The sequence below is a fragment of the Bernardetia aquimarina genome (genome assembly GCF_042180575.1).
GTDB lineage: Bacteria > Bacteroidota > Bacteroidia > Cytophagales > Bernardetiaceae > Bernardetia.
Map to the genome: position 1 here is coordinate 1627728 of NZ_CP170094.1, position 14288 is coordinate 1642015.

The window sequence follows — 14288 nt, forward strand, 5'->3', positions numbered from 1 at the left end:
GTACTAAATCAATCTATATTTTTTTAGAACTAATCAATCCATATGTAGCAGCATAACGCAATGCTTCAAATGTATTTGTAACATTTAGTTTTTCGATGATGCGCTGGCGATGTGTATTTACTGTATGAAAACTAATAGATAATTTATCAGCAATTTGTTTGCTAATCAGTCCTTGTGCGATAAGTTCTAACACTTCTTTTTCTCTTAGACTAAGATTATTTTCTGCTTTTGGAGGAGGAAAAACGAATGTTTCTCCTGTCTTAAAATTCAATAAACGAGAGCGAAAAGGAGCATCTAAATCTTGGTCTGGAGAAATATCCAATACACATAGACTCAACCACATATTTCCAATAGCATCAAATTCTAAGTGTTGAAACTGTTCAATGACACGCAAATAATCACCTTTACTATTTTTTCTTCTATACTCAACCAATAATTTATAATTCTTCTTTTCCTCTTGAGCTACTTTATTGATAAATCGTATAAAATGAGTTCCTGTTTCCAAAATTAAGGCTAAATCATCTGGATGTTGTTGTGCGTCAAAAAATTCACTATCTCCTTCTTCCATTTCTTCACTTTCATAACCAAAAGTTTGAGTATATTTTTCTGAAATATAAACATGTTTGAGTTTATAGACATCAAAAACTGTAATACAACTATTTCCAATTTTATCTAATTGATCTAAAAAAGGAATATGATTTTCTAAAATTTGATAATCTAAATGTTTGGCTTGAATATTTTGTGCTGTAAGTTCACGAAGATATTTTTCATAAAGTTCGGCAAGATTGGACATAAGTATAAAATCAGTAGTAGAAATAATGATGAAATTAATAAGTCAGTAGAAAGATTACTGAAAAATCAGTATTGAATAGCAATGGTCATATACTGAACTTTGTAGTATCAAATATAACAAACTTCAACGAAACTATGACTTATCTATTTTCAATATCAAAAATGGCTCAATATGCCTTACCTCAAATTCTGTTTTTTCTATTTATTTTTCTCTTTTTAACACAAACGACACAAGCACAAACACTTACTCAAAGTATTAGTGGAAAAGTTTTGGAAGAAGGAACTGGACAGCCTGTTCCTTTTGCAAATGTAATTGTATTAGATATTGAACCTCTCATGGGAGTAACAACAGATAGTGCAGGAAATTTCAAAATCAAAAATATGCCTATTGGTCGTCATACTTTACAAGTTAGTTATGTAAGCTATCAAACTCGCCAAATAGAGGTAGTCGTAAATTCTCTCAATGAAACCGTAGTAGAAATGCGCTTGAAAGATGATAGTTTTGAATTGAAAGGTGTCGTCATTACAGCACAAGAAGAACATGGAACACCAAAAAATGTTATGGTTTTATCAGGAGGAAGAACATTAAGTATGGAAGAAGCACGACGTTATGCAGGTGGTTTTGATGACCCTGCTCGTTTGGCTTCCTCTTTTGCTGGTGTGGGAGGTAGCTTGGGAAATAATGGTGTCATTGTTCGTGGTAATGCTCCTAAAGGAATGCTTTGGCGAATGGAAGGTGTAGAAATTCCAAACCCAAATCATTTTGCTGATATTATCGCCTTTGGAGGTGGTGGGCTGACGGCTTTGAGTAGTCATTTATTAGCTAATTCAGATTTTCTTTTGAGTGCCTTTCCTGCTGAATATGGAAATGCTTTGTCAGGAGTTTTTGATATAAAAATCCGAAATGGAAAAACAGACAAACGTAGTCATGCTTTTCAAGTTGGAGCATTAGGAATTGATGTAGCTTCAGAAGGAGCTTTCAAAAAAGGAAAAGAATCATCTTATATTTTTAATTACCGATATTCCATGTTGGGATTGATTCAACCTTTATTACCTGAAAATGCTGGAGGAACAAATTATCAAGATTTATCTTTCAAAATGAACTTTCCAACACAAAAAGCTGGTACATTTTCAATTTGGGGAATTAGTGCGCTAGACAATTCAGGACAATTAGCAGAAAAAGATTCAACCAAACGTCAGTATGAAGCTAATTTTGAAGAAGCAAATAGCAAGCAATATATGGGCGCAGTAGGCATCAATCATCGTATTCATTTGGGAAAAGTAGCTTATTTGAATACAAATTTTACAAGCTCTGGAAATGGAATTGATGTACAAACAAATAGGTTGAATGAAAATGAAGCTTTACAACCTTCTAATGAAATTAAAAATAATCTTATCAAACATACTTTTTCTAGTTATTTGAATACACAATTAGGAAAAAAACATATCAATCGCACAGGAATTATAGCCAATTTTTGGCAATATGATGTAACAGTCAAGCAAAAACAAGAAAGCAATAATTTAGAAACTTTAGTACAATCAAAAGATAATGCACTTCATTTTCAAGGCTATACACAATCTTTAATTGATGTGAGTTCTAATTTTACAATTAATCTAGGAAGTCATTTTCAATATTTAGCCATCAATGAAAAATTTAGTATTGAGCCTCGTTTTTCATTTGAGTATAGATTACCCAAAAAGCAAACGCTAACTTTTGGATATGGACTTCATAGCAGAATTGAGCCAATTTATATTTATTTGGTAAAAAATAGAAATATAGGAAATTCAGAGCCACTCAATAAAGACTTAGATTTGACAAAGGCACATCATTTTACTTTGGGTTATCAAAAAATGCTTTCTTCTACCTTGCGTTTGAAAGTAGAAACCTATTATCAAGAATTATTTAATGTTCCTGTGATAGCTGATAGCTCTTTTTCACTGCTTAATTTAAGTCAAAGTTGGTTTATTGATAAAAAATTAATCAATGAAGGAAAGGGCAGAAATTATGGTTTGGATATTACAGTAGAAAAATTTTTGGATAAAGGTTTTTTCTATCTATTTACACTTTCATTATTCAATTCTACTTATCAAGGAGGGGATAAAATTTGGCATAATACACGATTCAATCAACAATTTATTACCAATGCTTTAGTTGGAAAAGAATGGCAGGTAGGTAAAGATAATAACAATGTAATGGCTCTTAGTGTGCGTCTGACGTATCAAGGTGGTGAACGAATTTCTCCAATTGATTATACAGCTTCTGCAAATCAGAAAGAGGTTGTTTTTGATGATAATCGTGCTTTTGAAAACCAAAACCCTCATGCATTTTTGGCTCATTTGTCATTAAATTATCAAAAGAACAAACCAAAACACCGTAGTATATGGTCATTACAAGTTTTGAATGCACTTGCAGCAAAAGAATTTTATGGATATAGATACAATTTCCGAACTGGTAGCATAGATGCTCACAAAGAATCTTTAGTCATTCCAAATATTGCTTATAAAATAGAATTTTGATGATTTTTATTGATATATTAGCAAACCAATTATTTATCATCAAAACCTAATAAAATTATGCTTGTTGTAAATACAGAAACAATTCACGGCGAAGAAATTACAGAAGTTTTAGGACTTGTCAGAGGAAGTACTGTCAGAGCTAGAAATGCAGGGCGAGATTTTGTAGCAGCCTTCAAAAATTTTGTTGGAGGAGAGATACAAGAATATACAAAGCTACAAGCTCAATCAAGAGAGCAAGCCTTACAAAGAGTAATCCAAGATGCCCAACAATTAGGAGCTGATGCCATCGTAAATATTCGTTTTGAAAGTTCGATGATTTCACAGGGAGCTTCCGAAATTTTTGCGTATGGAACGGCTGTAAAATCAACCCACAGAAAAATTAAAGGATATTCTTAAAATAGAGTTTATTTCTATGACCAATAACTTACTCTTTTTACTTTATTTTTTGAATTAATAGACTTTAAAACGTAAATTTTATTATATTAGCGGTCATTTTATCCTTACTTTATGATTGATTTACCTAACTTACGTAAAAAAGAAAAGCCTTTTATGGCTCTTACTAGCTTGACTATCAAAGAGTTTGATGAGTTATTAGCTACTTTTTCTCCACTTTGGGAAAAACATTATATGTATTATGACCTCAAAGGAAAGGCTAGAAATAAGCCCACCTTCCGAGAACACGCAAAAATACAACTAAAAGGTAGTGAAATGAAACTTTTTTTTATCCTTTACTACTTGAAAAACAACCCTTTACAGGAATCTTTAGCTCTTACTTTTGATGTTTCTCAAGGAAAAGTTAATCAATGGATTAACAGCCTTCTTCCCATTTTAAAAGAAAGTTTAAGAAAAATTAATGTATTGCCTGCAAGAAATGAATCGGAATGGACAATAAAACTTGCAGATCGTGTTGAAGAAGCAGGTAAAGCCTTAGAGTTATGGGTAGATGGAAGCGAACGTGAAATTCCTCGTCCCTCCGATTACAAAGCTCAAAAAGAAGTATATAGTGGAAAAAAAAAAGCACACTATAAAAAATACTTTAGTTACAGATAAACATCAAGAGGTAGTTTTTTTAGGAGATACAGAAACAGGAAAAGTACACGATAAACGTTTATTAGAAGAAGATGATATTACCTTTCCTGAGGGAACTATTCTTCATCAAGATACTGGTTATCAAGGTCATAGACCTAAAGGTGTCCTTATTGAGCAACCCAAAAAAAAGCCTAGAGGAAAAGAATTATCGGAGCAGGACAAGGCTGAAAATAGTAAAAAGTCTAGTCGTAGAGTACGTGCAGAACACAGCATAGCAGGAGTAAAAAGACTTAGAATTGTCTTAGATGAAATCCGATTGTGGGGAGAAGAGGTAAGAGACCAAGTCATGGAAATTGCGTGTGGTATTCATAATTTAAGGGTAAAGACAAGAATAACCTATCAAAAATTATCGTAATAAAGTCTAATATGCAAGAATTAGAATATCCGATTTATGTTTTTAATAAACCTGTTCGAACACCAATAAGCAAATATAATCTTCACTTGGAACTTGAAAAACTCAAAGAAACAATGGAGAAATTATCTTTCAATAAAAAAGAGAAAGATATAATTAGCTGTATCTTGGGTACATATTTTAATGAATTAGAAAATAAATCTAAAGAATTAGAATATCAGCTTATCAAACAAACAAAGACATCAGCCATATTTTATATTTGGTGTAATACAGAAGACTCTAAAGAGCTTGTAGAAGCTGTCGAACATTGTAATCCTATGTATTTGAAAGGAGGAATTGATGCTCTTCTACAACTTTTTACAGATGCTTTTGATGCAGCCAAACACCCTTTTCATACACTTTCTATTGCAAATATTGTCAAACAAACGCTCTCTCCCATAGAAGTTCAAAAAGGACAAACCAACAGACAAATAGGAATGACAAAATTTATTCATAAAATAACACTTGGAGTATGATAGAAAAAGAATTTCCTGTTTTTGCTTTTGAAGAAATGAGAAGGTTTGGCGTTAGTATGCAAGAACGTAAAAATGATATTGAACCTTTAGAAGTTTTTTTAGATAAGTACAAAATAGAACGAAAACCAAAAAGCTCTGTTTTTAATGTTTTCGTTGAAAAGAGTATGCAACAGTGGAGAAGAGGTGGAAATTCATTTTATCAAGTTGTTTTGTATAAAAACTATATTTTACTTGAATTTTTAATAGAATACAATGAAAATTATGATATTGATGAAATTTGTTTTAAAATAGAAAACTGCAACAAACTCTTTATTGAAGAAGGAGATGAAGGTTTGAAAAATTTTTACAAAAAAGTTCTCGCTTCCGTTAAATCAAAAAAGTATTCTGTTTTTTTGGAAAAATATCGTACCCACTATGATTTAAATTTTATTGATTTGATTCGGAAAAGCAAAAACCCAATCCAAGTAGAAAAAACAGACCAAGAAAACACACTAAAAATTACTTATAAAATTGATTTGTAAAATAACACTTGAAGTATGATAGAAAAAGAATTTCCTATTTTTGCTTTTGAAGAAATGAGAAGGTTTGGAGTTGATATGCATGAACGCAAAAATGATACTGAACCTTTAGAAGTTTTTTTAGATAGTCATAAAATAGAACGAAAACAAAGACATGCTACTTTTGAAATTCTTTTTACAAACCAATCTCAACAATATAGAAGAGATACAAATTCAACCTATCAAGTCATTTTATATAAAAACTGTATTGTACTTGAATTTTTGATAGAACATTACGATTTTGAAGATATTGATAAAGTTTGTTATGAAATACAAAATTGTAATAGAATATTGATTCAAGAAGGAGATGAAGGTCTGAAAAAAATGATTAAATTGTTAATCCGAGGAACTCGTTCTCCCAACTTTTTAAAAGAATATTACTTTGACTACGACATGAGTCTTCTATTTATACTTCGTTATATCAAAAATCCAATCCAAGTAGAAAAAACAGACCAAGAAAACACGCTAAAAATTACTTATAAAATTGATTTGTAAAATAATTTTTCAACTATAAACCCAAAAAATATGCTTGTTGTAAATACAGAAACAATTCACGGCGAAGAAATCACAGAAGTTTTAGGGCTTGTAAGAGGAAGTACCGTCAGAGCTAGAAATGCAGGGCGAGATTTTGTAGCAGCCTTCAAAAATTTTGTTGGAGGAGAGATACAAGAATATACAAAGCTACAAGCTCAATCAAGAGAGCAAGCCTTACAAAGAGTAATCCAAGATGCCCAACAATTAGGAGCTGATGCCATCGTAAATATTCGTTTTGAAAGTTCGATGATTTCACAGGGAGCTTCCGAAATTTTTGCGTATGGAACGGCTGTAAAATTGAAATTTTAATGCGTTTTGTAGGGCAAAGGCTTGCCTTTGAGAGTACTATTTTATTTCAAATGCAGTCAAAGGCAAGCCTTTAACCTACAAGTTTTACAGTAAAAAAATTAAGCAATTATAAAATTGATAATTCGTTCCAAAATATCTTTTCCTTCATTCAAATCAATTTTGTTCTTTCTCAAATAAGTTAAGGTAAGCTCCAGAAATGGCTTTTCATTTATCTTAAACTCTTTTATTTTTTCAAAATCTAGTTCAGACAAAATAGGCTGCAAAAAAGTAGTTTTATCGAACCAAATTTTGTTTTCTTTCTCAAACCAGTTTTTTGATTTTTTTGCCGTTTTTTTAGGTTCATTTTTAGCTTTTTCTTCTTCAAAAACCTCTACAATTTCGAATTCTATTTTGTGTTTTGGTTCTCTAAGAAATTTCTGTAATAAAAACTCTCCTTGATTGGCAAAATGATGAAAGTCTTTATAAATCGGAATGCGTGGAGGTTCATTTTTTAATTCTTCTTTGTATTTAGATTTGAACAAATCACGCTGCCAAACAGCAAAAATATAACCTAAGATTAATTTCTCTGTCATATTCTCTTCTGTCGGAACTACGAAATCTTCGGCTTCTTCAGTTTCTAGTTTTTGCCAATAATTTTCTATAAAATCAATCGCTTTTTCTCCCTTTTTAAAATAATTTTGTAGTGTTTCGTGGCTTTCTTTGTTGCGTGTGGCTTTGTTTTCTAATCTTTCAAAAGTGCGTTTTGTAGTTGTAAAAACCTTTACGATTTGCTCAAATTGTATGTAAGTATTCGTTTCTGGGTGGTGCAAATTATCTATTAATTCTCTAGTCATTTTGAACTCATCTTTATCCACTATATTCGACAAGGCTCTCAACTCAAAAGCTAATTCTTGATTGACTTGCAAAAACTCAAAATCAGATAAATCAAATAAAACTTGAATAGCATCTTCTACTTTTTCAATTCGTTTTTCGAAAGCTGCTGCATATCCTCTTCTAAATTTCTGTAAAACTGTTTTAGAAAAATTAACTTTCTTCCTTATTCCATTTTCTGTTTTTTCCTCAATTTGGTCATATATATAAAAAGGGAAAATATAGGCATTTGGCAAAATAGCATTCAAAAAACTAGGTGGAACAGGTCTGTCAGTTGCCCAAATTTCGCCTCCATTTTCTGTGTTTGTCCAAAAGACTAAGATGTTTTCGCCTTTTTTTCGGTTTGGAAAAATTTTATCTAAATCATAAGTATATTGATTTTCAGATTGCTCAAAAAATAGTTTTTCATAATACCAAAAACCATCTTCAAAAACAGAAATCTGCGTTTTGATTAAATTCTTTTCATTAAATTCTAATGATTTATTCTCTATTTTTTGATTTATTTTTACTTCAACTTTTTTCTCAATTTTCTCCTCAATTACTTTTATAGTATCTTTTTCAAAAAGTGTGTTTGCTGCTAGTTTAGAAACTAAAACATTTTTCTTTTTTTCTAATTTACTCTTTTCCTGTTCTTCTGACTTCTCAATTTCTTGATTATAATTTTGAATAAAATCATTTACTTTGACTTTCAGATTGTTTTTAGAATTATCATTACTATCTACTTCAATAAAACTTTCTATTTTTTGAGTTGGAATGGCTCTAAAATGCGTTTTGAAAATAGCATTTTTACCTTGCTTCAAATTTATGGCAGGAATAAGTTTTTGATATTCTGGCAAAACTGGTTTTGGTTTCCACGTATTTTGAATAAAGCTGCTCTCAAAATTACTTTTTGCTTTGTCTAATTCTGAATAAAAAATGCCTTTTTCGGCTTCTGTTTTTTTATAAAAAATAATTCCTATTTCATTTTTATTCTGATAAATTTCTATTCTCTCAAACCATTCTTGCAATAGACGACGAAGAGAAGAAAGCGACTTTTTTTCTATAAAATTGTTTTGGTTTTCATTCAATAAAATAAATAAAATTCCATTTTCTGAAAGTGATTTAAACCCATTTTGAATAGAATTAAAAAGCTGTTTGTCTTGTTTTGATAACGATTGAAAAAGCGAAATTTCTTTTATAGAATGAAGATTTTGCTTTTCTAAATCTAAAATAATTAAATCATAATTTGATTCCGTATTTATTTGAGTTACTAGCTCTGAATTTTTAGAAAGCCCAAAAATTCCCACCTGCGAAATTGGTTTTTTAGCAGCAAAAGCAAACTGCGAAGTTTCATTTTGAGTAGAAAAAGCCAACAATAAATCAGCAAAACACTCAAACGTTCCGAAAAGTGTTTTTTTCTTAAACTCTTCGCTATTAAATTCTAATGCTTTTAAAATCAAATTATCATTAACCCAAATCTTTTTATTTTTAGATTCAATTTGACTGATTTTTTCTTGCATATTTTGCTGAATACGTGGACTAAACCCTAATTTTGAATCTGTATTATTTCCACTATCATTTAAAAACTCATTCAAAATTCCATATAATAAAATTTCAGTTTCCTTGATTTTATTTTTTTGAGAAAAATCAGTTACAAAACTTTCTATTTCAAGATAAGAAGCAGGGATTTTATTTTGAGAATTAGATTTTTGAGAATTGTTATAAAAACTATCAAGAAAATTAGTTAACGATTTGAGAATTTCCTGTCTTTGAAAAAATGACTTTTTAAAATTACTTTTCTCATAAATTACCTTCCAAAACTCAAAAATAGCAATCCATTCAGAAATTAAATACACCGAATGTCCACCTTCTTCCAAAAGCTGAATGATAGGTTGCAAATCTTCTTTTTGCCCAGCAGAAAAACCTTTTCTAAACTGATTTTCAATTTCTTTTTTTCGTACTATACTATCTTTTTTAGCTTGTTCTGAAAGTGGTTTTATTTTTTGATAAAATTCTATTGATAAATTATTTAGTTCTTCTAAAAATTTTATTTCTTCTTTATTAAGCTCCTCAAAATCAGTGAGTATAATTGACTTTTGCTGAATAGAAATGATTTTTAATTTATTTTTTTCCACTTCAATTTTTGCCCAAATTACATTCTGATTATCCCAAATCTGAAACTCCATAGCCGAAAACTGCACTAGATATAGTGAAGGAAAATAAGTCTGACAGAAATTAAATAAAGGGGAATTCATTTTAAGATTTTAACTAAATATAAACCAAAATATAACTTTTTGTAAATTAACTTATCGCTTGTAAAAGTGTTTGTTATCCAAATAAAATTGTAGATTTAGGAAAAAATCAAACAAAATTAACTTATTTTTCTTATAACTGTCTATTTGTCAGTTAGTGAAACAACGGCTTTATTTTAGTAAAAATAGCCATAAGTAACAAGACAAAAAAGAAATTATTTACTTTTCATTATATACAAAACCATTTTTATATGTTTGACCACAAGAAATTTCATAATACAGACTTTTTCAAGTTTGCCCACGGACATCAGAATATTCCAACAACAACACTTGAAGGATATGCACAAAATAGCATCCAAAACATGACTCGTTCTATTATTGAGGAAAGGCAAACTCATTTCCAAGAAATTGATGTATTTTCTCGCCTAATGATGGATAGAATTATTTTTCTTGGTACAGGTGTAGACGATCATATTTCTAATATTATAGTAGCTCAGCTTTTGTTTTTAGAATCTGCAGATCCTGATAAAGATGTATTGATGTATATTAATAGCCCTGGTGGTTCTGTATATGCAGGATTGGGAATCTATGATACTATGCAATATGTGAAGCCTGATATATCTACTGTATGTACTGGTTTGGCTGCTTCTATGGGTGCTGTTTTGCTTACGGCTGGTCAGAAAGGCAAGCGTGCAGCTCTTCCTCATGCTCGTGTCATGATTCATCAACCACTTGGAGGTATTCAAGGACAGGCATCTGATATTGAGATTACAGCAAAACAGATTTTACTCATCAAGAAAGAATTGACTCAAATTTTGGCTGACCAATCTGGACAAGATTACGAAACAGTAGAAAGAGATTGCGACCGTGATTATTGGATGATTGCACCAGAAGCAAAAGAATATGGCTTAATTGACGAAGTTTTGGAGCGTAAAAAAGACAAGTAATTAGAAATTTTCAATGAAATTTGATAATTAAAATTATAAAGCATTATATTCTATTTTTTTAGAATGTAATGCTTTTTTGATACCATTTTATAAAAACTATAAGTAACTGGGCAAAATTATTTATAGGTTAATGAAATCTGTCTGACACCTCAAAGGTGTCTTGACAGTTTAAATTTCCATTTTCTAATTCTTTTTTAGATATGTTTTATTTTGCTCTGTTACTTACTTATGAAAAAACTTACTCTTTTTCTTTTTAGTTTACTGATTTTAGCAAGTTGCACCTCTAATTCATCTAACAGATTAGAGAGTTTTGAGATAGAAAATAAAGAAAAACGAATCGAAGTTTTATCAGAACAAATTAAAGAATATTCTGAAATTTTGGATGCCGAATATTCTCTTTTTAATGCTAATGGTTTTGAAAATAGAGTCGTTTTTGTTTCTGCTGCTTCCTATTGGGATTATAAAATAGCTCTGCAAATAGATGCAAATAACCTTGATAAATGGCTTATAGGAATGTATAATGCAGAAAATGAGAATGCAGAAGATTCAGTTTGGATAAAAACTATTTTGGATAATTTAGACACTACAAGAAAACAAAATTGGATAGAAAACATGGAAAAAAGCAATCCCAAAAGATTCACGATATCAGCCACAAACGGATATACTAAAGTAGCTATTGTTTATCAAAATGATACAATAGATGAAGCAGTTATTTTTGAAAGGATTATACAACAATAACTTTCAAGACTTATTAACTCTCTTTATTTAGAATAATTCTAAAAAATGACTTCTGTCATTTTTTTTTATGCCTTCTCTGTCTTATTTTTGTGGAAAATGAGATTGTCTATAATTAGTCTAAATAAATGAACACGTTTCTTACCTCTTCTTTTTGTTGTTTTTATCGAAGTATTTTTGCTTTTTGTTGTTGCTGCTGTTGTTGTGTAGTTTGTAGTTTTTGCCTCGCTCAAAATAGTAGTGGCTTGAAAGCATCTATAAAGACAAATACAACATTAGAAACACAAATCCGAATAAAAGGAAATGTTTCAACGTCTTCTTATTCCAAAAATGAACCTCTCTTTGGGGCAACTATCGTCGTTCAAGAATTAGGCAAATATGCTCAAAGTGATGATAAAGGTAATTTTTTAGTAGAATTTTTCGCTCCCTCTTCTCCTAATTCTACTTATACGCTTGTCGCTTATTTATACGGATTCAAAACAGTTTCAAAAGAAATAGACATAAAAAATAACACTACATTAACTATAAATTTTGACTTAGAAGAATTACAAGATTCTTTAAAAACAATCGTAGTAGAAGGAAATTCCGAGCTAGAAAACTCTAACTTAATGGCTCGCCTCAATACCATTGATGGAATGGGAATTTATGAATCAAAAAAGAGTGAAGTAATCGTTTTGAGCAATACAACAGCAAACTTAGCAGCCAATAATTCAAGACAAATTTATGCAAAAGTAGCAGGTCTGAATGTATGGGAAAGCGATGGAGCAGGTATTCAATTAGGCATCGGAGCTAGAGGACTTTCGCCAAATCGTACAGCAAATTTTAATACTCGCCAAAATGGTTATGATATTTCTGCTGATGCGCTCGGTTATCCTGAAAGTTATTATACGCCACCTGTTGAGGCTGTTGAGCGCATTGAATTGGTGCGTGGTGCAGCGTCTTTGCAGTATGGAACGCAGTTTGGAGGAATGCTAAATTTTGTAATGAAAGATGCTCCCAAAAAAGATAATTTTGAAACTAACTTTCGACAAACTGTTGGCTCTTATGGATTTACGAGTAGTTTTGTTGATGTAGGTGGAAATTTAGGAAAGAAATCAAATCAAAATGGCGATTCGAAACTAAGTTATTACGGATTTTATCAGTATAAGCGTGGTGATGGCTGGAGAAAAAATTCTGGTTTTGATGTTCATACAGGTTTTGCAAAACTTACTTTTAGACCTTCTTCAAAATTCAAAATTTCGGTAGAATATACAGGAATGAACTATCTAGCACAACAAGCTGGAGGACTTACTGATGTTATGTTTGAGCAAAACCCACGTCAGTCGATTAGAGATAGAAACTGGTTTGCCGTAAATTGGAACTTAGGAGCAGTAAATATAGATTACAAAATTTCTGACAAAACTCAACTCAATAGCCGTACTTTCGGATTGTATGCAGGAAGAAAAACAGTCGGAAATTTAGATAAAATAAGTGTCATTGATTTTGGACAAAATAGAACATTGATAGATGGAGATTTCAAAAACTTTGGAAATGAAACTCGTCTTTTACATCGTTATTCTATCAACTTTTTAGGCGAAAAATTCAAAAAACAAACTCACGCTTTCATAACAGGTTTTAGATATTACAACGGTTTTACTACACAAAGGCAAGGCGATGCAGATGCAACTAATGAACCTAACTTTACCTTCTTAAACTCTGAAAATTTAGAAAATTCTTCTTATAAATTTCCTAATCAAAATGCTTCTTTTTTTATAGAAAATGTATTTAATCTTTCTGATAAATGGAGTATTACCCCTGGAATTAGAGCCGAATATATCAAGACACAAGCTGACGGATTTTATAAGGAACGAGTTTTTGATTTTGCAGGAAATCTTATTTCTGAAACCAAAAATGAGGAAAGTTTAGAGCGTCCTAGGAGTTTTATTTTGGGTGGAATTGGAATTAGTTATAAACCTATTGTAAATTCTAAAAATGAATTAGAAATTTATGCGAATTTCTCTCAAAACTACCGTTCGGTTACTTTTAGTGATTTGCGTATTCAGAATCCAAATTTAGTAATTAGTCCAGATATAAAAGATGAAAGTGGTTATAATGCAGATTTGGGTTTTAGAGGAAAAATAAACACTCTTTTACAGTTTGATGTAAGTCTTTTTTACTTGAATTATAATGACAGAATCAGCCAAGTAGAACGCAAAGGAGTTGCTCCAACTTATAATCCATATCGTTTTAGAGGAAATATTGCACAAGCCAAAATCTACGGAGTTGAATCGCTTTTAGAATTTAATGTCGGAAAAATTGGTCATAATTGGATAGAGAGTATTTTACCAAAATCATACTTAGGATTTTATTTGAATACTTCAATTCTAAAAAGTAAATATACAAATTCGGAAGAAACAGCAGTTTTGGGTAGAGAAGTTGAGCTAGTTCCACCTATTACATTGCGTACAGGATTGCAGTTTGGCTACAAAGATTTCAAACTTTCGTATCAATATTCTTATACAAAAGAACATTTTACAGATGCTACCAATGTTATCCGAAGTGCGACGGCTGTTAGTGGAATTATTCCTTCTTATTCTGTAATGGATTTATCAGCAAGTTATTCCTACAAATGGCTAAAAATAGAAGGAAGTATAAATAATCTCACAAACAATTCTTATTTTACAAGACGTGCAGACGGTTATCCAGGTCCAGGAATTATTCCTGCTGATGGAAGAGCTTTTTTCTTGACTTTGGGAGCTAGTTTTTAAAATACTGTACTGATTAGCGAGTGATTTTTATGATTGATATGATGAATGAAGATAAGTTGCTTTACCCTTGTTTTTTATATAGGTCAGTCTCGT

General features: G+C 30.8%; 14 protein-coding genes. 11 read left to right on the forward strand and 3 right to left on the reverse strand.

What is annotated here, in order from left to right; genetic code table 11:
• Nucleotides 1-13: 13 nt before the first annotated feature.
• Entirely contained in the window at nucleotides 14-793 is a 780-nt protein-coding gene (locus ACE193_RS06855) for a LuxR C-terminal-related transcriptional regulator (protein WP_375562264.1), read from the reverse strand.
• Between the two features lie 134 nt (nucleotides 794-927).
• Here ACE193_RS06855 and ACE193_RS06860 point away from each other — a divergent pair, with 134 nt between their 5' ends.
• The 8 genes from ACE193_RS06860 (at nucleotide 928) to ACE193_RS06895 (ending at nucleotide 6665) form a co-directional block, all read left to right on the forward strand.
• Nucleotides 928-3309, forward strand: a complete 2382-nt coding sequence (locus ACE193_RS06860) for a carboxypeptidase-like regulatory domain-containing protein (protein ID WP_375562265.1) — start codon at nucleotides 928-930, stop codon at nucleotides 3307-3309.
• A gap of 57 nt (nucleotides 3310-3366) precedes the next feature.
• Nucleotides 3367-3705 (forward strand): YbjQ family protein, encoded by a 339-nt coding sequence (locus ACE193_RS06865; RefSeq protein ID WP_375562266.1) that lies wholly within the window; start codon nucleotides 3367-3369, stop codon nucleotides 3703-3705.
• A gap of 111 nt (nucleotides 3706-3816) precedes the next feature.
• Nucleotides 3817-4359 carry a transposase family protein gene (locus tag ACE193_RS06870; RefSeq protein WP_375558620.1) on the forward strand — a complete coding sequence of 181 codons (543 nt, stop codon included), beginning with the start codon at nucleotides 3817-3819 and terminating at the stop codon, nucleotides 4357-4359.
• Nucleotides 4313-4753: a transposase family protein gene (locus ACE193_RS06875; RefSeq protein WP_375558619.1), complete on the forward strand. Its 441-nt coding sequence runs from the start codon at nucleotides 4313-4315 to the stop codon at nucleotides 4751-4753. The genes ACE193_RS06870 and ACE193_RS06875 overlap by 47 nt, the downstream gene beginning before the upstream one ends.
• Before the next feature lie 11 nt (nucleotides 4754-4764).
• A complete protein-coding gene (locus ACE193_RS06880) occupies nucleotides 4765-5265 on the forward strand; it encodes a hypothetical protein (protein WP_375562267.1) in 501 nt (166 codons plus the stop codon).
• Complete coding sequence (locus ACE193_RS06885; RefSeq protein ID WP_375562268.1) at nucleotides 5262-5786, forward strand: hypothetical protein; 525 nt, start codon at nucleotides 5262-5264, stop codon at nucleotides 5784-5786. Before ACE193_RS06880 ends, ACE193_RS06885 begins: the two co-directional genes overlap by 4 nt.
• Nucleotides 5787-5801: 15 nt before the next feature.
• Nucleotides 5802-6317: a hypothetical protein gene (locus ACE193_RS06890; protein ID WP_375562269.1), complete on the forward strand. Its 516-nt coding sequence runs from the start codon at nucleotides 5802-5804 to the stop codon at nucleotides 6315-6317.
• 30 nt (nucleotides 6318-6347) lie between these two features.
• Complete coding sequence (locus ACE193_RS06895; RefSeq protein WP_375562270.1) at nucleotides 6348-6665, forward strand: YbjQ family protein; 318 nt, start codon at nucleotides 6348-6350, stop codon at nucleotides 6663-6665.
• A gap of 98 nt (nucleotides 6666-6763) precedes the next feature.
• Here ACE193_RS06895 and ACE193_RS06900 read toward each other — a convergent pair whose 3' ends face one another.
• Nucleotides 6764-9769 (reverse strand): type ISP restriction/modification enzyme, encoded by a 3006-nt coding sequence (locus ACE193_RS06900; RefSeq protein WP_375562271.1) that lies wholly within the window; start codon nucleotides 9767-9769, stop codon nucleotides 6764-6766.
• Nucleotides 9770-10017: 248 nt separating this feature from the next.
• Between ACE193_RS06900 and ACE193_RS06905 the strand changes: the two genes are divergently transcribed.
• Both ACE193_RS06905 and ACE193_RS06910 read left to right on the forward strand, forming a co-directional pair.
• Nucleotides 10018-10713, forward strand: a complete 696-nt coding sequence (locus ACE193_RS06905) for an ATP-dependent Clp protease proteolytic subunit (protein ID WP_375562272.1) — start codon at nucleotides 10018-10020, stop codon at nucleotides 10711-10713.
• Nucleotides 10714-10941: 228 nt separating this feature from the next.
• A complete protein-coding gene (locus tag ACE193_RS06910; RefSeq protein WP_375562273.1) occupies nucleotides 10942-11451 on the forward strand; it encodes a hypothetical protein in 510 nt (169 codons plus the stop codon).
• A 65-nt stretch (nucleotides 11452-11516) separates the two neighbouring features.
• On the opposite strand, the gene ACE193_RS06915 is transcribed toward ACE193_RS06910, so the two are convergent.
• Nucleotides 11517-11681 (reverse strand): hypothetical protein, encoded by a 165-nt coding sequence (locus ACE193_RS06915; protein WP_375562274.1) that lies wholly within the window; start codon nucleotides 11679-11681, stop codon nucleotides 11517-11519.
• 12 nt (nucleotides 11682-11693) lie between these two features.
• On the opposite strand from ACE193_RS06915, the gene ACE193_RS06920 reads away from it, so the two are divergent.
• A complete protein-coding gene (locus ACE193_RS06920; RefSeq protein ID WP_375562275.1) occupies nucleotides 11694-14195 on the forward strand; it encodes a TonB-dependent receptor domain-containing protein in 2502 nt (833 codons plus the stop codon).
• Nucleotides 14196-14288: the final 93 nt, after the last annotated feature.